At 73.2% G+C, this 22,899-nt stretch carries 18 protein-coding genes; 3 read left to right on the forward strand and 15 right to left on the reverse strand.

Annotation, left to right across the window (positions count from 1 at the left end; all coding sequences use genetic code 11):
* Positions 1 to 26: 26 nt before the first annotated feature.
* The gene (gene ftsY / locus ACFYYR_RS12420) at positions 27 to 1,241 is read right to left on the reverse strand and encodes a signal recognition particle-docking protein FtsY (RefSeq protein ID WP_388850618.1); all 1,215 of its coding nucleotides are present in this window, start codon (positions 1,239 to 1,241) and stop codon (positions 27 to 29) included.
* Between the two features lie 62 nt (positions 1,242 to 1,303).
* Between ftsY and ACFYYR_RS12425 the strand changes: the two genes are divergently transcribed.
* Together ACFYYR_RS12425 and ACFYYR_RS12430 are read left to right on the forward strand one after the other, a co-directional pair.
* Complete coding sequence (locus ACFYYR_RS12425) at positions 1,304 to 2,785, forward strand: purine-cytosine permease family protein (protein ID WP_388850621.1); 1,482 nt, start codon at positions 1,304 to 1,306, stop codon at positions 2,783 to 2,785.
* Positions 2,786 to 2,884: 99 nt separating this feature from the next.
* A complete protein-coding gene (locus tag ACFYYR_RS12430; protein ID WP_388850624.1) occupies positions 2,885 to 3,871 on the forward strand; it encodes an LLM class flavin-dependent oxidoreductase in 987 nt (328 codons plus the stop codon).
* A 42-nt stretch (positions 3,872 to 3,913) separates the two neighbouring features.
* Here ACFYYR_RS12430 and ACFYYR_RS12435 read toward each other — a convergent pair whose 3' ends face one another.
* The 4 genes from ACFYYR_RS12435 to ACFYYR_RS12450 all read right to left on the reverse strand — a co-directional run bounded on the left by ACFYYR_RS12435 (position 3,914) and on the right by ACFYYR_RS12450 (position 10,176).
* Positions 3,914 to 5,341 carry a sugar porter family MFS transporter gene (locus tag ACFYYR_RS12435; protein ID WP_388850627.1) on the reverse strand — a complete coding sequence of 476 codons (1,428 nt, stop codon included), beginning with the start codon at positions 5,339 to 5,341 and terminating at the stop codon, positions 3,914 to 3,916.
* A 202-nt stretch (positions 5,342 to 5,543) separates the two neighbouring features.
* Positions 5,544 to 9,119, reverse strand: a complete 3,576-nt coding sequence (gene smc / locus ACFYYR_RS12440) for a chromosome segregation protein SMC (RefSeq protein WP_388850630.1) — start codon at positions 9,117 to 9,119, stop codon at positions 5,544 to 5,546.
* Between the two features lie 182 nt (positions 9,120 to 9,301).
* Entirely contained in the window at positions 9,302 to 9,514 is a 213-nt protein-coding gene (locus ACFYYR_RS12445; RefSeq protein WP_388850633.1) for a hypothetical protein, read from the reverse strand.
* Between the two features lie 380 nt (positions 9,515 to 9,894).
* Positions 9,895 to 10,176: an acylphosphatase gene (locus tag ACFYYR_RS12450; RefSeq protein WP_388850635.1), complete on the reverse strand. Its 282-nt coding sequence runs from the start codon at positions 10,174 to 10,176 to the stop codon at positions 9,895 to 9,897.
* Positions 10,177 to 10,303: 127 nt separating this feature from the next.
* Between ACFYYR_RS12450 and ACFYYR_RS12455 the strand changes: the two genes are divergently transcribed.
* Complete coding sequence (locus ACFYYR_RS12455; protein WP_388850638.1) at positions 10,304 to 11,170, forward strand: CAP domain-containing protein; 867 nt, start codon at positions 10,304 to 10,306, stop codon at positions 11,168 to 11,170.
* Positions 11,171 to 11,260: 90 nt separating this feature from the next.
* Here ACFYYR_RS12455 and ACFYYR_RS12460 read toward each other — a convergent pair whose 3' ends face one another.
* The 10 genes from ACFYYR_RS12460 to ACFYYR_RS12505 form a co-directional block, all read right to left on the reverse strand.
* The gene (locus ACFYYR_RS12460) at positions 11,261 to 12,475 is read right to left on the reverse strand and encodes a glycosyltransferase 87 family protein (protein WP_388850641.1); all 1,215 of its coding nucleotides are present in this window, start codon (positions 12,473 to 12,475) and stop codon (positions 11,261 to 11,263) included.
* Positions 12,476 to 12,700: 225 nt separating this feature from the next.
* Positions 12,701 to 13,582 carry a bifunctional DNA-formamidopyrimidine glycosylase/DNA-(apurinic or apyrimidinic site) lyase gene (mutM, locus tag ACFYYR_RS12465; protein WP_388850644.1) on the reverse strand — a complete coding sequence of 294 codons (882 nt, stop codon included), beginning with the start codon at positions 13,580 to 13,582 and terminating at the stop codon, positions 12,701 to 12,703.
* Between the two features lie 175 nt (positions 13,583 to 13,757).
* Positions 13,758 to 14,603 (reverse strand): ribonuclease III, encoded by an 846-nt coding sequence (rnc, locus tag ACFYYR_RS12470; RefSeq protein ID WP_388850647.1) that lies wholly within the window; start codon positions 14,601 to 14,603, stop codon positions 13,758 to 13,760.
* A gap of 19 nt (positions 14,604 to 14,622) precedes the next feature.
* Entirely contained in the window at positions 14,623 to 14,796 is a 174-nt protein-coding gene (rpmF, locus tag ACFYYR_RS12475; protein ID WP_009714764.1) for a 50S ribosomal protein L32, read from the reverse strand.
* A 2-nt stretch (positions 14,797 to 14,798) separates the two neighbouring features.
* Positions 14,799 to 15,428, reverse strand: a complete 630-nt coding sequence (locus ACFYYR_RS12480; RefSeq protein ID WP_388851363.1) for a YceD family protein — start codon at positions 15,426 to 15,428, stop codon at positions 14,799 to 14,801.
* Between the two features lie 141 nt (positions 15,429 to 15,569).
* The gene (locus ACFYYR_RS12485; protein WP_388850650.1) at positions 15,570 to 16,685 is read right to left on the reverse strand and encodes a cell division initiation protein; all 1,116 of its coding nucleotides are present in this window, start codon (positions 16,683 to 16,685) and stop codon (positions 15,570 to 15,572) included.
* Between the two features lie 150 nt (positions 16,686 to 16,835).
* Complete coding sequence (gene coaD, locus ACFYYR_RS12490; RefSeq protein ID WP_388850653.1) at positions 16,836 to 17,318, reverse strand: pantetheine-phosphate adenylyltransferase; 483 nt, start codon at positions 17,316 to 17,318, stop codon at positions 16,836 to 16,838.
* A gap of 26 nt (positions 17,319 to 17,344) precedes the next feature.
* Entirely contained in the window at positions 17,345 to 17,944 is a 600-nt protein-coding gene (gene rsmD, locus ACFYYR_RS12495; RefSeq protein ID WP_388850656.1) for a 16S rRNA (guanine(966)-N(2))-methyltransferase RsmD, read from the reverse strand.
* Positions 17,945 to 18,365: 421 nt separating this feature from the next.
* Entirely contained in the window at positions 18,366 to 20,597 is a 2,232-nt protein-coding gene (recG, locus tag ACFYYR_RS12500; RefSeq protein WP_388850659.1) for an ATP-dependent DNA helicase RecG, read from the reverse strand.
* Between the two features lie 282 nt (positions 20,598 to 20,879).
* Positions 20,880 to 22,808 carry a DAK2 domain-containing protein gene (locus ACFYYR_RS12505; protein ID WP_388850662.1) on the reverse strand — a complete coding sequence of 643 codons (1,929 nt, stop codon included), beginning with the start codon at positions 22,806 to 22,808 and terminating at the stop codon, positions 20,880 to 20,882.
* Positions 22,809 to 22,899: the final 91 nt, after the last annotated feature.

A 22,899-nucleotide genomic window follows, 5' to 3' on the forward strand; every position in this document is an offset into this window, starting at 1 on the left:
ACCACGGACCCCGTCCGGTCCGTCCGTCAGTCGCCGATCAGCGCGTCGACGAAGGCCTCGGGCTCGAACGGCGCCAGGTCGTCCGGCCCCTCGCCGAGTCCGATCAGCTTGACCGGCACACCCAGCTCACGCTGCACGGCGACCACGATGCCGCCCTTGGCGGTGCCGTCCAGCTTGGTCAGCACGATGCCGGTGATGTCCACGACCTCGGCGAAGACCCGTGCCTGCACCAGGCCGTTCTGCCCGGTCGTCGCGTCCAGCACCAGCAGCACCTCGTCCAGCGGACCGTGCTTCTCCACGACCCGCTTGACCTTGCCGAGCTCGTCCATCAGCCCGGACTTGGTGTGCAGCCGGCCGGCGGTGTCGATGAGGACGACGTCCGCGCTCTCGGCGATGCCCTCCTTGACCGCGTCGAAGGCGATCGACGCCGGGTCGCCGCCCTCCGGACCGCGGACCGTACGGGCTCCGACCCGCTCGCCCCAGGTCTGGAGCTGATCGGCGGCGGCGGCCCGGAAGGTGTCGGCCGCGCCCAGCACCACGCTGCGGCCGTCGGCGACGAGCACCCGCGCCAGCTTGCCGGTGGTGGTGGTCTTGCCGGTGCCGTTCACGCCGACGACCATGACCACGCCCGGGACCTCTTCGCCGCCGTCGGTCCGCACCGAGCGGTCGGCCTCCGTGCCGATCAGCTCCAGCAGCTCCTCCCGCAGCAGACCGCGCAGCTCCTCGGGCGTCCGGGTGCCGAGGACCTTCACGCGCTCCCGCAGCCGCTCGACGAGCTCCTGCGTGGGGGCGACGCCGACATCGGCGGTGAGCAGGGTGTCCTCGATCTCCTCCCAGGTGTCCTCGTCCAGATGTTCCCGGGAGAGCAGGGTCAGCAGCCCCTTGCCCAGGGTGGTCTGGGATCGGGAGAGCCGGGCGCGCAGCCTTACGAGGCGGCCGGCCGTGGGCTCGGGGACCTCGACCGGCGGAACCGGCTCGGTGACGAACGGCGCTTCCGTACCGGGCGCCGTCGGGGCCTGCGCCTCGGGGAGGCCGACCTCCTCGATGGTGCGGCGCGGTTCGTCGCGCGGCGTCTCGGCTTCCTCGCCGACGTGCGGCTCGGCGGGCGGAGCGGTGATGGTCGGCGTGCTCGACGGCCCGTCGGGCGGCAGCTGCTTCTTCCGGCGGCTGCTGACCACGAGACCGCTGATCGCGCCGATCGCGACCAGGGCGATGACTACAGCAAGGATGACGATTTCCATAACGCACCCAGTATCAGTCACCCTGTGGGTTCTTCCATGTCTCCCCCCTCGGAGTTTTCCGCATGCCCCACACCTCCGACGGCACCGCCGGTGCCGCGAAAGGCGCGATAGAGACCCGCGGTATCGAGCCGGTCCCGGACAGCGAGCGGCACGGCCGGGTCAGGGAACTCTTTCCGACCTGGGTCGCCGCGAATATCAGCGTGCTGCTGCTGACGATGGGCGCGGGCCTGGTGGTCTTCAACGGCCTCAACCTCTGGCAGGTCCTGCTGGTGGGGATCTGCGCGGCAGGCGTTTCGTACGGCCTGGTGGGGGCACTGTCGGTGGCGGGCAAGTGGGGCGGCGCGCCCGGCCTGACACTGTCCCGCGCGACCTTCGGGGTCCGGGGAAACCTTTTCCCCGGCATGATCATCTGGATCGCCCGGTTCGGCTGGGAGACGATCAACGCCGTGACCGGGGCATACGCCATTCTGACCGTGCTGGATCTGCTCTTCGGGATCAAGAGCAACACCGCGCTGATCGTGGTCACGCTCTTCGCATTCGTCGGATGCACCTTCCTGGTCAGCGGGATGGGCCGCTCGGTGCTCCAGGTGTGCAACACCTGGTCGACCTATCTCTTCGGCGCCTTCAGCGTGCTGGTGCTCGGCTACCTGGTCACCAACACCGACTGGGACAGCGTCTTCTCCCGGCCAGCGGGCAGCACCGCCACGCTGATCGCCGGGATCGGCACCGTCGCGGCCGGCGGCATCAGCTGGGTGCCGTCCGGGCCGGACTTCGCCCGGTATCTTCCGCACCGCGCCTCCGGGCGGCGGATCGTGGCCGCGACGGCCTCGGGCGCCGGCCTCGTGGTGGTCCCGATGGTGCTGATGGGCGCGGTCATGGCGGTGAGCGTGCCGGATCTCGCCAAGGCCACCGACCCCGTCTCCTTCCTGGGCGACGTGCTGCCGATCTGGCTGGCCGTGCCGTATCTGCTCACCGCGCTGGTGGGCATGCTGCTGATCAACAGCCTGTCGATGTACTCGGCCGGCTTCACCGCCCAGACCATGGGCGTGAAGCTGCCGCGGTCCCTGGCGGTGAGCGTCAACGCCGTCATCAGCCTGGTCGGCGGGCTGCTGCTGATGCTGGTGGCCAAGAGCTTCTTCGGCTCCTTCATCACCTTCCTGACCCTGCTGGCCGTCTCCTTCTCGGCCTGGATCGGCGTCTTCGCGGTGGACATGGCCCGTCGACGGAAGCGGAAGGTCCGGTACGACGCGGACGGGCTGCTGGACACCGGCCGGACCAGCCGCTACTGGTACGCGGGCGGGTTCGCCTGGCAAGCGATGCTCGCCTGGGGCGTCGCGCTGGTCGCGGGGCTCTGCTTCACCAAGGCCGGCTGGTACAGCGGACCGCTGGCGACGACCTGGATCGGCACCAACGGCCTGGGCTGGGCGGCGACCATCCTGATCGCCGCGGCGGCGTTCGCGGCGCTGCCGGAGCCCCGGGAGAGCGTCCCGGCCGCGGAGTCCGAGGGGGCCGCGGCGGACCGCACCCCACAGCAGGTGCACTGACCTGTTCAACTGACGGAACGTCAGCTAGCCTCCCCTTCGCCCGCCGCGGGTGAACCGTTTCCCCGGTCCACCCGCGCCCCGGCGAAGGGGAGGTCAGGCATGCCCGTCACGGTCGTCCGGTTCAACCTCGTCGACCCGGCCGCCACGCCGGAGTCCCTGTCGCACCGCTACCGGTCCGCGCTGGAGATGGCCGCCTACGCCGACGACCGCGGTGTGTCCACCGTGCAGACCGAGGAGCACCACGGCGCCGGGAACGGCTGGCTGCCGTCGCCCCTGGTCTTCGCCGGCGCCGTCCTCGGCGCCACCCGGCGGATCTCCGTCACCGTCTCCGCGCTGATCGCGCCGCTGTACGACCCGCTGCGGCTGGCCGAGGACCTGGCCGTCCTGGACCTCGCGAGCGGCGGCCGGCTGGTGACGGTCGCCGGCCTGGGGTACCGCCCCGAGGAGTACGCCGCGCACGGCCGGGACTGGCAGCGGCGCGGACGGCTCCAGGACGAGGTGCTGGAGACCCTGCTGAAGGCCTGGACGGGTGAGCCGTTCGACCACCGGGGCCGCACCGTACGGGTCATGCCGCGCCCGTTCACCCGGCCGCATCCGCCGCTGTTGGTGGGCGGCGGGTCACGGCCCGCCGCGCGCCGCGCCGCCCGGCTCGGGCTGCCCTTCTTCCCCAGCGCCCATCTGCCGGAGCTGGAGGCGTACTACCTGGCGCGGTGCCGGGAGTACGGCACCGCGGGGTGGTGCACCATGCCGTCCGCCGGGACCTCCCTGCTGCATCTGTCCGAGGACCCGGACCGCGCCTGGGCGCTGTACGGCGGACATCTGCTGCACGAGGCGCGCACCTACGCGTCCTGGCAGACGGGCCCGGGCGCCCGGTCCGCGGTCCGGTCCCGCGCCACCGACGTGGCGGAACTGCGCCGGGAGGGCGTCCACCGCATCGTCACCCCCGAGGAGTGCCTGGCCCTCGCGGAGTCGGCGGGCGGGGACACGCTGGTGCTGCATCCGCTGTGCGGCGGCCTGCCCGTGGACGAGGGATGGCGGAGCCTCCATCTGTTCGGCGAAAAGGTACTGCCCCGGCTCATCCGTTGAGCCGGGGCAGCACCTGTCGCGAGGAGAGGGGCAGCGGGGGATTTAGCCCATCTCCTCCAACGCCTTGCCCTTGGTCTCCGGCACCCACTTGAGGATGAAGGGGATCGAGAGCACGGCGAAGACCGTGTAGATCACGTAGGCGCCGGACAGGTTCCAGTCCGAGAGGGACGGGAACGTCACGGTGATCACCCAGTTGGCCACCCACTGGGCGGAGGCGGCGACACCGAGGGCCGCGGCACGGATCTTGTTGGGGAACATCTCGCCGAGCAGCACCCAGACGACCACGCCCCACGAGAGGGCGAAGAAGAGCACGAAGGCGTGGGCGGCGACCAGGGCCACGGTGCCCTGCAGGTCGGGCATGGTGATATCGGTGCCGGTGCCGGTCTTGAACGAGAAGGCCCAGGCGGCGAGGCCGAGCGAGACCGCCATACCGGCGGAGCCGATCAGCGCGAGCGGCTTGCGGCCGATGCGGTCGACGAAGATCATCGCGATCACGGTGCCGAGGATGTTGATGATCGACGTGGTGAAGGAGTACAGGAACGAGCTGCTCGGGTCGATGCCGACGGACTGCCACAGCGACGACGAGTAGTAGAAGATCACGTTGATGCCGACGAGCTGCTGGAAGACCGAGAGGCCGATACCGATCCAGACGATCGGCAGCAGGCCGAGACGGCCGCCGAGGAGGTCCTTGAAGGTGGACTTCTCCTCGCTGTGCATCGCGGTCTCGATCTCGTCGACGCGGACGTCGAGATCGACGTTCTTGCCCTCGACCTCCGCCAGGACCTTGCGGGCCGCGTCGTGGCGCCCGGCCGCGATCAGGAAGCGCGGCGACTCGGGGATCACGAAGGAGAGCAGCCCGTAGACGACCGCCGGGACGACCATCACGCCGAGCATCCACTGCCAGGCCTCGAGGCCGGCTATCTCACCGCGCTGGTCACCGTCGGCCGTGTTGAGGATGGCCCAGTTCACCAGCTGGGAGACGGCGATGCCGATGACGATGGCGGCCTGCTGGAACGAGGCGAGCCGGCCGCGGTAGGCGGGCGGGGCGACCTCGGCGATGTAGGCCGGGCCGATGACGGACGCCATACCGATGGCGACGCCGCCCAGGACGCGCCACAGGGCGAGGTCCCAGAGGCCGGTCGGCACGGCCGAGCCGACCGCGCTCACGGTGAACAGGAGCGCCGCGATCTGCATGACGCGGATGCGGCCGATGCGGTCGGCGAGGCGGCCCGCGGTGGCGGCACCGACGGCGCAGCCGATCAGCGCGGCCGCGATCACCTGGGCGAGCGTCGACGAGCCGACGTCGAAGCGGCCGCGGATGGCCTCGACGGCGCCGTTGATCACCGAACTGTCGTATCCGAAGAGGAACCCGCCCATGGCGGCTGCGGCCGTGATGAAGATGACGTGGCCGAGGTGCTCCGGTCGGGCCTTACGGCCTTCTGTCGCAGGTGGCTGCGCGGTGCTGGTCAACGTTTACTCCTGGAGCCCGGCCGCGTCGCCGGGTTTGAGGGGACTTCCAGTGGGGTGCAATCAGGCAGCCACCACTTGAAGGTAAAAGGAACGTTGCAGAGACTATTCCTTCAAGTTTCTAAGTCAATAGGTCGTGACCAAGATGTTTCCCCGATGCCCATCGAGGGTCGCGTTCAAGACTTGAAGGTTAGAGACTGAGCACTCAGCGCAATCGCTGACTGATGACCTTCGAGACGCCGTCGCCCTGCATCGAGACCCCGTAGAGGGCGTCCGCGACCTCCATCGTGCGCTTCTGATGGGTGATCACAATCAGCTGGGAGCTCTCCTGGAGCTCCTCCATGATCCGGATCAGCCGCTGCAGATTGGTGTCGTCGAGGGCCGCCTCGACCTCGTCCATCACATAGAACGGGCTGGGCCGGGCCTTGAAGATCGACACGAGCATCGCCACCGCGGTGAGCGACCGCTCCCCACCGGACAGCAACGAGAGCCGCTTCACCTTCTTGCCGGGCGGGCGGGCCTCGACGTCCACCCCGGTGGTCAGCATGTTGTCGGGGTCGGTGAGGATCAGCCGCCCGTCACCGCCCGGGAAGAGGCGGGAGAACACTCCCTCGAACTCGCGGGCGGTGTCCCGGTACGCCTCGGTGAACACCTGCTCCACCCGCTCGTCGACCTCCCTGACCACCTGCAACAGGTCGGCCCGGGTCTTCTTCAGGTCCTCCAGCTGCTCGGTCAGGAACTTGTGCCGCTCCTCCAGGGCCGCGTACTCCTCCAGGGCCAGCGGGTTCACCTTGCCCAGCTGCTGGTACGCCCGCTCGGCCGCCTTGAGCCGCTTCTCCTGCTGCGCACGGACAAAGGGCACCGGCCGGTTGCGCGGATGCTCCGGGTCCTCCGGCAGCTCCTCGCCCTCCGCCGGCGGCGACGGGGGCACGAGCTGGTCCGGCCCGTACTCGGCGACCAGACCGGCCGGTTCGACACCGAGCTCCTCCAGCGCCTTCGTCTCCAGCTGCTCGACCCGCAGCCGCTTCTCCGCCCCCAGCACCTCGCCCCGGTGCACCGAGTCGGTCAGCTTGTCCAGCTCGCCCTTGAGATCGCGGCCCCGGTTGCGCTCGGCGGCCAGCGCGCCCTCGCGCTCCGCCTTGGCCTGCTCGGCGGCCGTCCGCTCCGCCTCCGCCCGGACCAGCGACACCTCGATGTGCGCGAGCAGTTGGCGGGCGCCGTCCGCGACCGCGGTGGCGACCGCGGCCTCGTGACGGAGGCGGGCACGCCGCTGCTCGGCGCGCGCCCGGGCCTCACGCTCGGCGCGCGCGCCCCGGTCGAGCGCGTCGGCCCGCCCCGCAAGCCCCTTGACACGTTCCTCGTGGGTACGGGCCTGAAGGCGCGCCTCCATCTCCGTCTGCCGGGCGTTGGCGCCGTCGGCGGCCAGCCGGTCCCGGACCGAGGTGTCCGGTTCCTCCCCGTCGGCGAGCGAGGACTGCTCCTCGGCCACCGCCAGCCGCTCGCCGAGCTCCTCGGCCTCCTCCCGGGCCCGCAGCAACGCCTCCTCGGCCTTGGCGGCGGCCGCCGTCATCCGCTCGGCCTCGCCGGCCGCGCCCCGCGCCTGCCCGGACAGCCGGCCCAGGGACTGGGCGACGGTCGACTTCTCCCGGTCGGCCGTGCTGCGCCGGGCGGCCAGCTCCTCCACCGACGCGACGCACGCGGTGCGCCGCTCCTGGGCCCGGTGCTGCTCCGCCGCCAGTTCCTCGCACCGCACCGCCAGCTCCTCGAGCTCGGCCGCGGCCTCGTCGACGGAGGCCTGGACCTCGAGCAGGCTGGGCGCACCGGCGGAGCCGCCGTGCGCGAAGTGCGCGCCGAGCAGGTCGCCCTCCCCGGTCACCGCGATCAGGCCCGGCTGCGCGGCGACCAGGTCCTCGGCGTCCTCCAGCGTTCCGACGACCACGATGTCGCGCAGCATGCGGCGCACCGCGGGCATCAGCCCGGCCGGGCCGCTCACCAGCTCCGCGGCGTACGGGCGGCCGTCGGGCGGACGGGGGGCCTCCGCTGCTCCACCGGCCCCGTCGGACTCCGCGCCCAGCAGTATGGCCGCGCGGCCCGCGTCCTGCTTGCGGAGCAGCCGGAGGGCCTCGGCCGCCGTCGCGGTGTCGCCGACGGCGACGGCGTCGGCCGCGGCGCCCAGCGCGGCGGCGACCGGCACCTCGTATCCCGGTGTGACGGTGAGCAGTTCGGCGGCGGGGCCCAGCAGTCCGGTCAGCCGGTCCCGGGCACCGAGCAGCGCGCCGGTGCCGTCCTTGCGGCGCAGTCCCAGCGCCAGGGCCTCGTGGCGGGCCGCGGTCGCGGCGCGCCGGCGCTCGGCCGCGGTCGCCGCCTCACGGGCGGCGCCCAGCGCGGACTCGGCGGCGGCGAGGTCCTCCTTGGCCTGGTCGTGACGGGCGGAGAGCTCGGCGTCGTCCGCGTCGAGCCCGTCGACCTCGGCCCGGAGCTGCTCGTACTCCTCCTGTGCGGTGACCGCCCGCTGCCGGGCCTCGTCGCGGGCCAGCGCCAGCCGGTCGATCTCGGCCTGGGCCGATCCGGCGCGGCTCCGGGCCGCGTTGACCTGGCCGTGCAGCCGGGCCAGCCCCTCCCGTCGGTCGGCGATGGCGCGGGCGGCGTCCTTGAGCCGCCGCTCCTCCTGCGCCAGCTCGCGCTCCAGTTCCGCCCGGTGGGCCACGGTGTCGTCGAGCGCCCGGTGGGCGGCCTCCAGCGCCGCCTCCAGTTCCGCCTCCTGCTCACGGATCCGCGCCGCCTCGCGCTCCATGTCCTCCGGGTCCCGGCCGCGGCGCTCCTCCGCGGGAGCTGCCGTCGCGCTCTTCACCCGGGCGTCGGCGAGGCTGATCGTGCCGCGCACCCGCTCGGCGAGCTGCTGCATCTCGTACCAGGTCTGCTGCGCCCGCTGGAGCCGCGGCGCCAGCACCCGCACCTCCTCCTCGAGCGCCGCCTCGCGCTGCTGCGCCGCCCGCAGATGGGCCTCCGCGGCCTCCTTGCGCTCCTTGAGGGCCGCCTCGTCGGCGACCTCGGCGCGCAGCGCCTCCTGGAGGGTGACCAGGTCGTCGGCGAGGAGCCGGAGCCGCGCGTCCCGCAGATCGGCCTGGATGACGACGGCCCGGCGGGCCACCGCGGCCTGCCGGCCGAGCGGTTTGAGCTGGCGGCGCAGTTCGTCGGTCAGGTCCTGCACCCGCGCGAGGTTGCCCTGCATCGCGTCGAGCTTCCGCAGCGCCTTCTCCTTGCGCTTGCGGTGCTTGAGGACCCCCGCGGCCTCCTCGATGAAGGCCCGGCGGCCCATCGGGTCGGCGTGCAGCACGGAGTCGAGCTGGCCCTGGCCGACGATGACGTGCATCTCCCGGCCGATACCGGAGTCGGAGAGCAGCTCCTGGATGTCCAGCAGCCGGCAGGTGTCCCCGTTGATCTGGTACTCGCTGCCGCCGTTGCGGAACATGATCCGCGTGATGGTGACCTCGGCGTAGTCGATGGGCAGCGCGCCGTCGGCGTTGTCGATGGTCAGGGACACCTCGGCCCGGCCGAGCGGCGGGCGGCCGGTCGTCCCGGCGAAAATGACGTCCTCCATCTTGCCGCCCCGCAGCGACTTGGCCCCCTGCTCGCCCATGACCCAGGACAGCGCGTCCACGACGTTCGACTTGCCGGAGCCGTTGGGGCCCACCACGCAGGTGATGCCCGGTTCGAAGCGGAGCGTCGTGGCCGAAGCGAAGGATTTGAATCCACGCAGGGTCAGGCTCTTGAGGTGCACGCCGTCGGACTCTACCTTCGGGGTCGGGCTTCACCAGGGAGTTTCACCGTGGGAAACGCAGGGCACATCAGTCGAAGAGGGAGGCGCCCGCACCGGGCGGAAAAGAAAGAAGGGACGCCTGAGGCGTCCCTTGAAGATTCTTCAAGCGGCTGACGTGCAGCCCGACCGGCCTGGGGCTGAGGTCAGGTGAGCGCAGGCTCCGCCTGGGGTACGTCGATGTCAATGCTGTCGAGCAGCGAGTCACCGTGGTGCGCGGCGGCGGACAGCGCGTCGTTCTCGGCCTGAATCCGTACGAGCTCGGACTCGAGGTCCTGTACGCGCTGCTGGAGCCGTCGCATCTCGGCGAGGAGTCGCGGGTCGGAGCCGCCGACGTAACCGAGAAGCGCCTTTGCCATGATGGATGGTCCTCCACACTGAGTGACCGACCGTAGCGGTGGTGGGTCGTGAGGGATTCGCACCCGCATGTCCGTCATCATCGCGGATCTCGATGTCAAACAGGTAGGGTGCGCGGGGATTCCAGCGTCTCACCAAATGGTTTGAGGGTCAACACGATCACGCCCCGTATCCTCGGGCGGCCTGGGAGCACGCGGCGGGGACGGCGCGGCGCTGCTCTCTCCAGGGGGCCCGCGGGGCGTGGAGATCAACTCTTGGGACGGCAGCCTTGCACGACCCGGCGTTCTTGGCAACCACCAGGTCATCCGTCTCCTGCGCACATGCCCAGGGCATCTCTCGGGCCGCCGTCGCGCGGCCCGGGAGCGTGGGCCGGAGGGGTTCCTCAGCGGATCGCGAAGGTGTCGTAGACGCCCCGGGGTGTGTCCCAGATCTCGGTCACGCCGTCGACCCGGCCGGGCGTGTCGCCCGTGCTGAGCCAGGCGAGCAGCTTCTCGCAGCTGTGCCGGGGGCCCTCGGCGACGACCTGGACCCGCCCGTCGGGGCGGTTCGACGCGAAGCCGCGCAGGTCACCGATCTCCAGGGCGTTGGCACGGGTGAACCAGCGGAAGCCGACGCCCTGGACGCGGCCGCGGACCCATGCGGTGAGGCGGACATCTTCGTTCATGACCGGCACGCTAACCGGCCAATTGCCCGCGGGGCCCGGCGGCCCCGTCCCCCATGGCGTACAGTCCCCGGTCAAGGAACCTCACCCGGAGGAGTGAGGGACCGGGATCACGTGGAGGAACGCTGCGATGGGCCGCCACCGACGCACCGCCCCCGAGGCGCTGCCCGCCGGGAATCCGGCGCGGCACCGGGGCGGGCAGCGGGTCGCCGCACCGGTTCGGACCGGTCTGCTGGGGGTGTCCGCCGCCGTCGCGGTGGGGGCCGCGGCCGTGACCTCCGGGCTGCTGCCCGGTCAGGGCGGCGAGTACACCGTCGGGAGCGAGACGCCGGGCAGCCGGGTGCGGACCGGGGACCTTCCCGAGCAGCAGCCCCGGGACACGCCCGCCACGCGGCCGACCGGCCGGAGCTCGGCGCCCGCGGACCGCGGAAGCGGACGCAGCGAGGCCCCCGGCGGCCCCTCCTCCCGCCCCGGCACCCCGGCCGCGCCGTCCGGGAAGACGCCCGAGCGGCCGTCCTCGTCCGCGCCGGCCGAGGACTCCCCCGCCACCCCGTCCGGGACCGCCGGCGAGGAGAAGGGGAAGCCCGCTTCCGCCGGGCCGGAGCGTCCGGCCGGCGAGGAGGCGGCCGAGGCCGAGGTGCTGAAGCTGGTCAACCACGAGCGGGCCCGGGCGGGCTGCCGGCCGGTGAAGCCCGACCGGAGACTCGGCGGGCTGGCCGACGACTTCAGCGAGGACATGGCGGACCGGGACTTCTTCGACCACACCGACCCGGACGGGGCCACCCCGTGGGACCGGGCCAAGGGCCAGGGCATCGGCGCGCTGCTGGGCGGCGAGAACATCGCGCGCGGACAGCGGGACGCCGCGGCGGTGATGGACGCCTGGATGGACAGCCCGGGGCACCGCGCCAACATCCTCAACTGCGGCTACCGGACCCTCGGGGTCGGAACGCACTACGGGGACGGCGGCCCCTGGTGGACCCAGGACTTCGGCTACTGACCGGCCCCTCGCCGTACCGCTGACCGGCCCCTGCCCACACTGCGCGGGCGGCCTCCACGCCGTGGCCGGCCTCCAGGTCGAGCCACCGGACTACGGCACCGGAGCGGGCCGGGCGGAGCGGCGGGGGACGGTCGCCCGCCACAGCCGGGCGCAGGAGAGCAGCGCGGCCGCCAGGAGGAGCAGGTTCCGCAGGCCCAGCACCGCCACCCCCTGCCAGGAGCTGTTGAGCACCGCGCCGAAGAAGAGCGGGTAGTCGACGGTGGTCAGCGCCGCCACCAGCAGCAGCAGGACCGCGACCGGGCGCTGGGTGGTCCGGCCGACGGTGAGGCAGACCGCGGCGAGGCCGATCAGCCAGATCAGGTACTGCGGGCTGATCACCCGGCTGGTGGCGGTGAAGAGCAGGACGGCCGCGAGAGCCGCGTCGTACGGGGTGGCGTCGGTCCAGCGGCGGGCCCGCACCCGCCACAGCAGCAGCCAGCCGAAGGCCACCACGGTGAGCAGCACCGAGGCCAGGGCGACCGAGGAGACATAGGGCCCGACGAACTCGAACGAGCCGTACTGGTGCCGCACCTCGCCCGGCCAGCCGAGCACCCGCGCCGCGTGCAGCACGGCGCCGCCCATGGACTCGATCTCCACGCCCCGCTCCTGCTGGGCGAAGAGGAAGTCGAACGCCCCGCGGAAGCCCGCCGCGAGCACCAGCAGCAGCACCCCGGCGGCGGCGGTGAGCGCCAGCCAGGTCTCCCGGGTGGTCCGGCCGCGCGGGGTGCCCAGCACCGTCAGGACCGGCCACACCTTGATCACCGCGGCGAGACCGGCCAGCACCCCGCCCAGCCGCGGCCGGCCGGCGAGGGCCAGCAGAGCGAGGACGGCGATTCCGGTGACGAGGACGTCGTAGCGGGCGTACGGCAGGCTGAGGAGCAGGGGCAGTCCCAGGACCCAGATCCAGGCGCCGCCCAGGCTGCGGCCGACGCCGCGGTGCGCGGCCCGTACCAGCGCCAGCCCGACCACGGCGTCGGAGGCGAGCATCAGCAGGACGAAGCCCTGGAGGTAGGTGAGGAGGGGCAGCAGCCCGGGGGCGATCATCACCATCGCGGCGCCGGGCGGGTACTGCCAGGCGACGTCCCCGACGGGGAACGTGCCGTCCCGGAGCCGGCCGTCCCAGCGCTGGTAGAGCACGTGGACCTCGCCGGCGATGTCGCCGTGGCCCTGCCGGAGCAGGGCGAGCATCACCAGCCGGGACGCCGCCCAGTACCCGGCGAGCAGCAGCCAGTCGCGCGGCCAGGTCCGCGGCCGGTGCCAGCGCACGGCTCGTTCCAGGGGTGCGGGGGCCGCTGCGGGGTGGCTTCCTCGCGGCGTCGGCGCTGCTTCGCTCGCCGTCCTCGGCTGTTCCGGGCCAACCACCGTGGGAGCGTCCGTCACCATCGCCTCCGCATATGCATATGAGGAATCCCTAAAACGGGACAAACCTCATTGAATATAGGCAATCTGCGACGGTCGTTGGCTCACCCGCGCCGGGACCGGCCCCCGGCCTCAGCGCGGCGGCAGGACGCGGCGCGCCGGAGGCCGCTGGCAGCGGGGGCAGTAGTAGCTGGAGCGGTTCATCCACGGGCGGCGCCGGATGGCCGTACCGCACCGGCGGCAGGGCTCGTCCTCGCGGCCGTACGCGTCGAGGGAGCGGTCGAAGTACCCGGACTCGCCGTTCACATTGACGTAGAGGCTGTCGAAGCTGGTGCCGCCGACGGCGAGGGCCGCGTTCATCACGTCCCGGATGTGCCCGAGCAGTTCGGCGGTGCGGGGCCGGGTCATGCCCGCGGTCGGCCGCTCGTAGTGGAGCTTCGCCCGCCACAGCGCCTCGTCCGCGTAGATGTTGCCGACGCCGCTGATCAGCGACTGGTCGAGCAGCGCCCGCTTCACCGTGGTCCGGCGGCGGCGCAGCGCGGCGTGGAAGGCCGGCTCGTCGAACGCCGGGTCGAGCGGGTCCCGGGCGATGTGCGCGATGGCGTCGGGCAGCCCATCCGGATCGCCGGCGACCTGGGTGTGCAGCGAGAGCCCGCCGAAGGTGCGCTGGTCGACGAAGCGCAGCTCGGTGGGGTCGTCGTCGGCGAACCGCACCCGGATCCGCAGATGGGTCTCGTCGGGGGCGTCGTGCGGCTGGACGAGCAGCTGGCCGCTCATCCCGAGGTGGCCGAGGACCGAGGTTCCGGTGTCCTCGACGGGTATCCAGAGGTACTTGCCGCGGCGGTGAGCGGGGCCGAGACGGCGGCCCACGAGCCGGTCGGCGAAGTCGGCCGGCCCGGCCAGATGGCGCCGGACGGACCGGGCGTGCCGGATCTCGACCGCGGAGACCGTGCGGCCGGAGATCCACCGCTGGAGTCCGCGGCGGACGACCTCGACCTCGGGCAGCTCGGGCACGGGGCGCTCCTCGGGGAAAAATCGACTGGTGCACGGCGCCGTCCGGCGGGAACGGGCCGGAACGTACGCCGCCCATCCACCCCTGGGGATGGATGGGCGGTTCACGCCACGGGCCCGGGGGCCCGCACGCGGACGTCCGCACCCCCGCCGGAGGGCGGAGGCGGGGACGGTGGTCCTACTGTGCCGGGCGCGCCGCGCCGGAGCCGGCGGCCTCGCTGTCGGCCGCCTCCCCCGGTGCGCCGGACTCGGCTGCCGCGACGGCCGCCGCGTCGGCCGCCTCGCGGATCGCGAGCCAGGCCGCCTCGGCGGCCTGCTGCTCGGCTTCCTTCTTGCTGCGGCCGGTGCCGGTGCCGTACGCGACACCACCGACGCGGGCAGCAGCCGTGAAGGTCTTCTCGTGGTCGGGTCCGGTCTCGGTGACCAGGTACTCGGGAACGCCCAGCCCCTCGGTGGCGGTGAGCTCCTGGAGACTGGTCTTCCAGTCCAGGCCCGCGCCGAGGTTCGAGGACTTCTCGATCAGCGGGTCGAAGAGCCGGTGCACCAGCTCCCCTGCCGCGTCCAGTCCCTGGTCCAGGTAGACCGCGCCGATCACCGCTTCGAGGGTGTCGGCGAGGATCGACGCCTTGTCCCGGCCACCGGTGCCCTCTTCACCCCGGCCGAGCCGGATGAAGGAACCGAGTTCGAGGCCGCGGCCGACCTCCGCCAGCGCACGCGAGTTGACCACCGCGGCCCGCAGCTTGGCCAGCTGGCCTTCGGGCAGGTCGGGGTGGATGCGGTACAGCGTGTCGGTGACCACCAGGCCGAGCACGGAGTCCCCGAGGAACTCCAGCCGCTCGTTGGTGGGCAGACCGCCGTTCTCGTACGCGTAGGAGCGGTGGGTCAGCGCACGCACCAGAAGGGCGGACTCGAGGTGATACCCGAGCCGCCCTTCCAGAAGCGTGTGGGACGAGGCCGTGTCCGCCTGCTGCGCCGCTGCACCCCCGCGTTTGCGGGGAGGGTTCGGCGAATTGGCGTCTGACATGGAGCCTGTCACCCGCCGATCAGACCTCGAGGACCTGACGACGGTTGTAGGTGCCGCAGCTCGGGCACGCGATGTGCTGCTGCTTCGGCTCGTGGCAGCGCTCGCACGCCACCAGGGTGGGGACCGCAGCCTTCCACTGCGACCGGCGGTGGCGCGTGTTGCTGCGCGACATCTTCCGCTTCGGAACAGCCACGGCTACTTCTCCTGCTTCTCGTCGACGCCCGCTTCGGCGCCGCTCATGTCGTCCTTCTCGCCGACCTGGATGGTCTCGGCGAGTCCCTGCAGTGCCGCCCAACGGGTGTCGACGGCGTCGTGGTGGTGGTCCGGGTCGTCCGCCAGCCGCGCCCCGCACTCGGGGCACAGACCGGGGCAGTCCTCCCGGCACACCGGCTGCAGCGGCAGTGCGAGCACCACCGCGTCCCGCAGCACGGGCTCGAGGTCGAACAGGCCGTCCTCGAGGAAGAGCATGTCCTCGTCCTCGGCGTCGTCGCCGGATTCCGTCTCGCGGTTCCGGTCATCGGCGTCGGGGTAGGAGAACATTTCCTGGAAGTCCGTCTCGAGCTCACGCTCCAGCGGCTCCAGACACCTTACGCATTCGCCCGTCAGCGGCGCACGGGCGGTACCCGTGACGAGTACCCCCTCCATGACCGACTCGAGGCGGATGTCCAGCTCGACCGTCGCGTCGCCGGGCACTCCGATGACCTCGACACCGAGGTCCGCGGGGGCGTCGACGGAGCGGGAGAGGCGCTGCAACGCACCTGGACGCCGCCCCAGCTCATGTGTGTCGAACACGAGTGGGTTGCGGTGGTCGAGGCGGGCGTTCAGAGCTTCCTGCTTTCTACGCTGCGGTACTGGCGGCCCGATGCCGAGGCAATGCGGGCAGCCGAGATCGCGGACGTACGCGCGACCGAACAGCCAGGATACTGGACGGGCCGCGTGAGGCCCAATCCGCTCCCGGATCCCCGGTCAGCGGCCCTGCTCGTACTCCCGGAGCCGGTCCAGGTCGATCATGCCCGTGTCGAAGAGGCTGGTCTCGTCCAGGGCCCCGGCGGGCTGCTGCTGCGGCTGCTGCCCCGGCTGGGCCGGGTAGCCGGTGTTCGGGTCGTACGCCTGCTGGTAGCCGTAGCCCTGGTCCTGCTGCGGGTATCCGTAGGCGTCCTGGCCGGCGTAGCCCTGGTACCCGTACGGGTCCTGCTGATAGGCGGCGGCCGGGGTGTAGTAGTCCTGCTCGGGCCGGCCCTGGTGGGGCAGCTGCACCGGCTCCCCGGGCTGGTGGGGGACGCCGGGCTGCTGCGGGACGCCGGGCGCGGGCTGCTGCGCGGGCGGGGCGGCGGGCTGCTGCGGGAACGGCGCCTGCCCGTCGTCGGCCAGACCGGCCAGGTAGTCGGCGTCACTGGTCTGCGGCGCCTGGACCATCCCGTCCTGGGCGGCCAGGTGCGCGCCCAGGTCGTCGACGGTCTGGCGGCCGTGCAGCTTCTGCCGGCCCCGGCCGACGGCCTCCAGGGTCTTGGCGAGCACGGCCTCGAAGGCACCCAGCTTGGTGTCCACATAGGCGTCGGCGCGGTCCCGGAGGGTCGCCGGGTCGGCGCTGCGCTCCGGGGCGTCCTCGTCCTCGTAGCCCTGCTCGTCGAGGCCGGGACCACGGCCGAGGAGCTTCTCCCGGCCGCGGTCGACGGAGCCGATGGTCTTGGTGAGGACGACCTCGAAGTTGGCGAGCTTGCTGTCGACGTAGTCGTCGGCCTCGGCGCGGATCTCCTCGGCCTCGCGGCGCGCGTCGGCGAGGATCCGGTCGGCCTCGCCCTGGGACTGCCGGGCCACCTCGGTGTCGGAGATCAGCGAGCCGCGGTGGGCGTGCGCCGACTCGATGATCCGCTCGGCCTCCCGCTGGGCCTCCTCGACCATCCGGTCGCGGCCGCCGATCAGATCCCGGGCCTCGGCCAGCGAGCCGGGGAGGGCGGCGCGCACCTCTTCGAGCATGGCCAGCAGCTCGGCGCGGTTGACCACACAGGAGGCCGACATGGGCATGGACCGGGCGCTGCCGACGGTCTCGACGATCTCGTCGAGCTTCTTCTGCACGTCCACTGAGGCTGCTCGCAGTCTTGTCTGGCCGGGGTTCCGGGGGCGACGGCCGCCGGGCGTGCACTGCCGGCCGGCGGTTCGGGTCCCAACGACTGTACGGCCATGCGCCACCCCGCCGACACCTGCTGAGGGAACGTCAGCGGGGCGGAGGCGTCACTTCCGCTCGGCGAGGCGCTCGGTGAGGGCTTCCAGCACCAGCGGCGGCACCAGGTGGGAGACGTCGCCGCCCCAGGCCGCGACCTCCTTGACCAGGCTGGAGGAGAGGAAGCTGTAGGTGGGGTTGGTGGGCACGAAGAGCGTCTCGACGCCGGAGAGCCCGTTGTTCATCTGGGCCATCTGGAGTTCGTAGTCGAAGTCGCTCACCGCGCGGAGTCCCTTGACGATGGCCGGGATGTCGCGCTGCTTGCAGAAGTCCACGAGCAGGCCGTGGAAGGCCTCGACCTCGACGTTGCCGTACTCGGCGGTGACCTGGCGGAGCAGGTCGATCCGCTCGTCGACGGTGAACAGGCCCTTCTTGGACTGGTTGATCATCACGGCGACGTGCACCACGTCGTACAGCTTGGAGGCACGGCCGATGATGTCGAGGTGTCCATTGGTGACGGGGTCGAAGGACCCCGGACAGACTGCGCGGCGCAACAGTGGTTCCTCGCTCTCCGGTCCGTTCATGACGCGCTGACGGATGACTGGCCGGTGCGCGTCGGGGCGGCGCGACCGTACCAAAGCGTGCCCTCGCCGTATCGACGGGCCCGTAGCCCCTCGAACCCGGCGGGCCACCGGAATTCGCCGCCTCTGGTGCTGCGCTCCACGGTGGCGAGGGCGTCCTCGGTGAGCCAGCCCCTGTCGCGGAGTGTGATCAGAATCTCGCGGAGATCGTCGTCCGTCACCGCGTACGGCGGGTCGAGGAAGACCACGTCGTACGGGGTGCCGGGGGCCGGTCCGGCGACGATCTGCTCCGCCTTCCCGGCGCGCACCTCGGCGCCGGGCATGCCGATCACCCCGACGTTCTCCCGGATGACGCGGGCGGCGCGGGCGTCGGCCTCTACGAGCAGCACATGGCCGGCGCCCCGGGAGAGCGCCTCCAGGCCGACGGCTCCCGAGCCGCCGTAGAGGTCCAGCACCCGGATGCCGTGCAGATCGCCCAGCAGCGACCCCCAGGTGGAGAACAGGCCCTCGCGCGCCCGGTCGGAGGTGGGCCGGGTTCCGGTGCCCGGGGGTACGGCCAGGCGGCGTCCGCCGGCTTCTCCGGCGATCACGCGGGTCATGGGGTCCGGCCCTTCGTCACGGTGGGTGGAGCGGCGGCAGCGGAGCCTGCGGCCGCCGGCTCCCACGATGCTGGCTCCCACGATATGGCGTCGGGTGGGCCGCCGGTGGCGCCCCGGGGCGACGGAGAGGGGTGCGACGGCCGGTCCGGGCGGCGTTCGCGGGCCCGGGGGCGAGGGGCGGCCCGTCCGGAGGGTGCGCGCGTGGGCCGGAATCGCGGACCGGGGCAGACGGGCGGGCGGAACGCAGGAGTGACGAGGGCGCGGGCGGCGCCGGGAGGCACGCGGGCGTGCGGACGGCTGCACGGCCTGCCGTCGCCGGCGACTCCCCCGGCCCAACTCGGCCCGGCCGCCCGGGGATCGGCTCCCGCGCGGCGGGGGCCCCGCGCCCGGCCGGACGGCGTGCGCGGGGGTCCGGGCGCCCTCAGCCCTTGTCGAGGTACTGCTCCCGCTCGGCGTCCAGCAGGGCGTCCAACGCGGTGCGCAGCTCCGGGAATCCGCTGAGTTCCGGGTCGTCGGCGACGATCGCCACGGCCTCCTCGCGGGCCGCCGCGATCACCTCCTCGTCCTCGATGACCGCGAGCATCCGCAGGGACGAGCGGACCCCGGACTGTGCCTGGCCGAGAACGTCGCCCTCGCGCCGCTGCTCCAGGTCGATCCGGGACAGTTCGAAGCCGTCGAGCGTGCCGGCGACCGCGTCGAGCCGGGCGCGTGCGGGGCTCGCCTCCGGCATCTCCGTGACCAGCAGGCAGAGTCCGGCGGCGCTGCCCCGGCCGACCCGGCCGCGGAGCTGGTGCAGCTGGGAGACGCCGAAGCGGTCGGCGTCCATGATGACCATCCCGGTGGCGTTGGGGACGTTCACGCCGACCTCGATGACCGTGGTGGCCACCAGCACGTCCACCTCGCCCGCGGCGAAGCGGCGCATCACGTCGTCCTTGGCGTCGGGGTGCATCCTGCCGTGCAGCACCTCCACCCGCAGTCCGCTCAGCGGGCCCTTCACCAGGCGTTCGGCGACGTCCAGCACGGCCAGCGGCGGCCGGCGGTCGGCGCCGTCCTCGGGGGGCGGGCCGTCCGCGGCGTCCTTGCCCGCCGCCTTCCGGGCCGCCGCGTCGTCCTCCTCGTCGCCGATGCGCGGGCACACGACGTACGCCTGGTGGCCGTTCTCCGCCTCCTCCCGCAGCCGCTCCCAGGTGCGTTCCAGGAAGTGCGGCTTGTCCGCGGCCGGTACGACATGGCTGGCGATCGGCGAGCGGCCGGCCGGCAACTGGTCGAGCACCGAGGTCTCCAGGTCGCCGAAGACCGTCATGGCGACGGTGCGCGGGATCGGGGTCGCGGTCATGACCAGCAGGTGGGGCGGCTGCTTGCCCTTGGAGCGCAGGGCGTCGCGCTGTTCGACGCCGAAGCGGTGCTGCTCGTCGACCACGACCAGGCCCAGGTCGTGGAACTGGACCTTGTCCTCGATCAGCGCGTGGGTGCCGATGACGATCCCGGCCTCGCCGGTGGCCAGGTCGAGCAGCGCCCTGCGGCGGGCGGCGGCGCCCATCGAGCCGGTGAGCAGCACGACCCGGGTGGCCTGATCGGCCCCGCCCAGCATGCCGCCCTCGGCCAGTTCGCCCATCATCTCGACGACGGACCGGTGGTGCTGCTGGGCCAGGACCTCGGTCGGCGCGAGCATCGCGGCCTGCCCGCCCGCGTCGACGACGCCGAGCATCGCCCGCAGCGCGACCATGGTCTTGCCGGAGCCGACCTCGCCCTGGAGCAGCCGGTGCATGGGGTGTTCGGTGGCCAGGTCGCCGAAGATCTCCGCGGAGACCTTCCGCTGGCCGTCGGTGAGGGTGAACGGCAGCTTCGCGTCGAAGGCGTCCAGCAGGCCGCCCTCGCGGGGGACCCGGGGCACGGCCGGGACCTGCGCGTCGGCGTACCGCCGCCGGGCCAGGGCGACCTGGAGGACGAACGCCTCGTCCCACTTCAGCCGGGCGCGGGCATCGGCGAGATCGGCCTTGGTGCGCGGCCGGTGGACCTTGCGGAGGGCGTCGGGGAGGGTGCTCAGGCCCCGGTTCTCCCGGAGCGCGGTGGGCAGCGGATCGATGAGATCGCGCCAGCCGTCGGCCTCGAAGGTGTCCAGGAGTGCGCCGAGCGACTTGGCGATCCGCCAGGACGGCAGCTGCTTGCAGGCCGGGTAGAGCGGCAGCAGCTGGTTGGCGAAGCCCTCGACGGCGTCGGTCCCGCTGTCCCGGTCGAGCAGTTCGTAGTCGGGGTGGGCGAGCTGCCGGGTGCGGTTGAAGACCGACACCTTGCCCGCGAACATGCCGCGGCGGCCGGGCAGCAGTTCGCGCTCGTGGTGGTGGGCCGCACGGCCGAAGAACACCAGGGTGAGCGAGCCGCTGCCGTCGGTCACCACGACCTCCAGGCGGACGCCCTTGCCGTGGTTGAAGGTCTTCTTCGCGGCCTTGGCGACCTGGGCGACGACGGTGACGTGCTCGTCCAGGGGCAGGTCGGCGAGCCGGGTCAGCTCGCCGCGCTCGGCGTACCGCCGCGGGTAGTGGTGCAGCAGGTCGCCCACGGTGTGCAGGCCGAGCTGGTCGGCCATCACCTTCGCGGTGTTGCCGCCGACCGTCTTCTTCAGGGATTCATCCAGCGCTGGCACGCAGTCCATTGCACACCATCGGTGTGACAGGACGGGCGCCACGACATGGGCGGGGCGGGAAGCGTGCGGCCGGGCACGGGCGCCGCGCACACCGCGTGGAGGCCGGTGCACGGCTCCGGGGCCGACGGCTGACGTGACGCCGGGGCCGCTGGGCGGGGCCGGCGCCGGGCGTCAGGCTTCCGGCTTCCGGCTTCCGGCTTCCGGCTTCCGCACCGACGGCTGACACCACGACGGGCCGCTCCGGGGCGGGCCGGCGTCCGGACCGACGGCTCACGCGCCGCCGGGGGCGCCTCACTCGACGCCGATGAGCAGCGGCACGGTCGGCTGGCCGCCCCGGTAGACCACCGTGTCGACGGCGAGATGGTGCTCGCGGACGTGCGCCTGGAGGCGGTCGGCCAGATCGTCGGGGATCCCGGACCCCAGGACGAGGGTCACCATCTCCCCGCCCGCGGCCAGCATCCGGTCCAGGACGGTGGCGGCGGTTCCGGCCAGGTCGGGCCCGATGACCGCCACATCGCCGTCGATCAGGCCGAGGACGTCCCCGGCCTGGCAGACCCCGGCCATCGTCCACGACTGGGCCTCCGCGACGGCCAGTTCGGCGTGCCGGGTGGCACCGGCGGCGGCGGTCATGGCGACGACGTCCTCGTCGAAGCGGCGGCCGGGCTGGTGCACGGCGAGGGCGGCGATGCCCTGGACGCTGGAGCGGGTGGGGATCAGCGCCACCCGGACTCCCTCGGCGCGGGCCTGCTCGGCCGCGGCCGCCGCGGTGTGCCGCAGCTCCCCGTCGTTGGGCAGCAGGACGACCTCGTGGGCGTGCGCCCGGCGGATGGCCTGCACGAGTTCGTCCCCGGCGGGCCGCTCCCCGGGACGGCAGGACACCACGTCCGCGCCGGCCTCGCGGCACAGCGCGGCGAGCCCTTCGCCGGGGACGACGGCGACGACCGCGCGCTGTTCCCGCTCCCCGCGCCGCTCCGGGCCGGCGACGGAGCCCGCCGGGGCCGTGCCCGCCACGGTGTCCGCGGGGCGGACCGGGGCGGCAGGAGCGAAGTGGGTGATGGCGATCCGGTACGGCCGCCCGGCGACGACCCCGGCCTCCACGGCGGCGCCCGCGTCGTCGACGTGCACATGGACGTTCCACAGCCCGTCCCCGCCGACCACGACGAGGGAGTCACCGAGCGCGTCCAGGGTCCCGCGCAGGGTGGCGACGGCCTCGTCCGACGCCTCCAGCAGGTAGATCACCTCGTACGCGGGGCCCGGGCGGGGCTCCTCGCCGGGCCGCCCGGGAACGGGCTGCCCCGGGACGGAGAGCGCGGGACCGCAGGGCACGGCGGGGGCGCCCGGGGCGGGGTGCGGTGACGCGGGCCGGTGCGGCCGGGTGTGCGGGCCGCCCGGGAGCCCCATCGGCAGTTCTCCGGACACCGCCTCCGCGAGCGCCCGCAGCACGGCCACCAGGCCGCTGCCGCCCGCGTCCACGACGCCCGCGCGCGCCAGCACGTCCAGTTGTCCGGGGGTGGCGTCCAGTGCGGCGCACGCCCCTTCGTACGCCGCGCGCGCCACGGCGCCGGCGCTGCCCTCGGCCCGCCCGGCCGCGTCGGCGGCGGCGGTGGCCACGGTCAGCACGGTGCCCTCCACGGGGTGGGCCACCGCGCGGTAGGCCGATTGCGCGGCCCGCCGGAGCGCGCGGCGCAGGGCGTCCGCGGCGGGGTCCGGCCCCGGGCCCGTCGCCGGAGAAGCGGCCGGGGCCGCCTCGGCGTCCGTAAGGGTGCCGGTGGTCCGTGCGGGGGCCGCGGTGTCCGGGAGCGAGGCCGCGTCGTCCGTCCCCTCCTCCGGCGGACTCCCCGCGGAGGGAGCGGTTCCGGACTCCGGGTGACGGTCCGCTCCGGGGTGCCCGTCGGCCAGGACCTCCGCCATCCCCCGCAGCAGCTGCGCGAGAATGGTGCCGGAGTTGCCGCGCGCCCCGATCAGCGCGCCGTGCGCCATCGCGCGGACCGCGTCGGCCAGGACCGGGCCGGTGCCGTCGGGCGCCGTGTCCCCGGTGGCGAACACCGCGTCCACCGCGCGGGCCGCCGACTCGACGGTCAGATAGAGGTTGGTGCCGGTGTCACCGTCCGCGACCGGATAGACATTGATCGCGTCCAGCCCCTCGCGGGCCTGCCCCAGCTCCTCGAGAGCCAGCTCGCACCACGTGCGCACCGTCGTGGCGTCGAGGGTGTGCGGCACCTGCGTCCTCCTCGGGCCGGGCGGAAGAATTGCCACCGCAGAGTAGTCGCGGGACCGGGGAACGGCCGGGGCGGGGGCCCGGGCCGCCATG

The organism is Streptomyces sp. NPDC001922, assembly GCF_042891165.1.
In the GTDB taxonomy this organism is placed as follows: Bacteria; Actinomycetota; Actinomycetes; order Streptomycetales; family Streptomycetaceae; genus Streptomyces.

Excerpts from the sequence above, each read along its gene's own strand:
- ACFYYR_RS12425 (WP_388850621.1), top strand. The coding sequence starts at position 1,304 with ATGCCCCACACCTCCGACGGCACCGCCGGTGCCGCGAAAGGCGCGATA.
- ACFYYR_RS12430 (WP_388850624.1), top strand. The coding sequence starts at position 2,885 with ATGCCCGTCACGGTCGTCCGGTTCAACCTCGTCGACCCGGCCGCCACG.
- rnc (WP_388850647.1), bottom strand. The coding sequence starts at position 14,603 with ATGTCAGACGCCAATTCGCCGAACCCTCCCCGCAAACGCGGGGGTGCA.
- ACFYYR_RS12450 (WP_388850635.1), bottom strand. The coding sequence starts at position 10,176 with ATGAACGAAGATGTCCGCCTCACCGCATGGGTCCGCGGCCGCGTCCAG.
- ACFYYR_RS12455 (WP_388850638.1), top strand. The coding sequence starts at position 10,304 with ATGGGCCGCCACCGACGCACCGCCCCCGAGGCGCTGCCCGCCGGGAAT.
- recG (WP_388850659.1), bottom strand. The coding sequence starts at position 20,597 with ATGGACTGCGTGCCAGCGCTGGATGAATCCCTGAAGAAGACGGTCGGC.
- rsmD (WP_388850656.1), bottom strand. The coding sequence starts at position 17,944 with ATGACCCGCGTGATCGCCGGAGAAGCCGGCGGACGCCGCCTGGCCGTA.
- ACFYYR_RS12445 (WP_388850633.1), bottom strand. The coding sequence starts at position 9,514 with ATGGCAAAGGCGCTTCTCGGTTACGTCGGCGGCTCCGACCCGCGACTC.
- ftsY (WP_388850618.1), bottom strand. The coding sequence starts at position 1,241 with ATGGAAATCGTCATCCTTGCTGTAGTCATCGCCCTGGTCGCGATCGGC.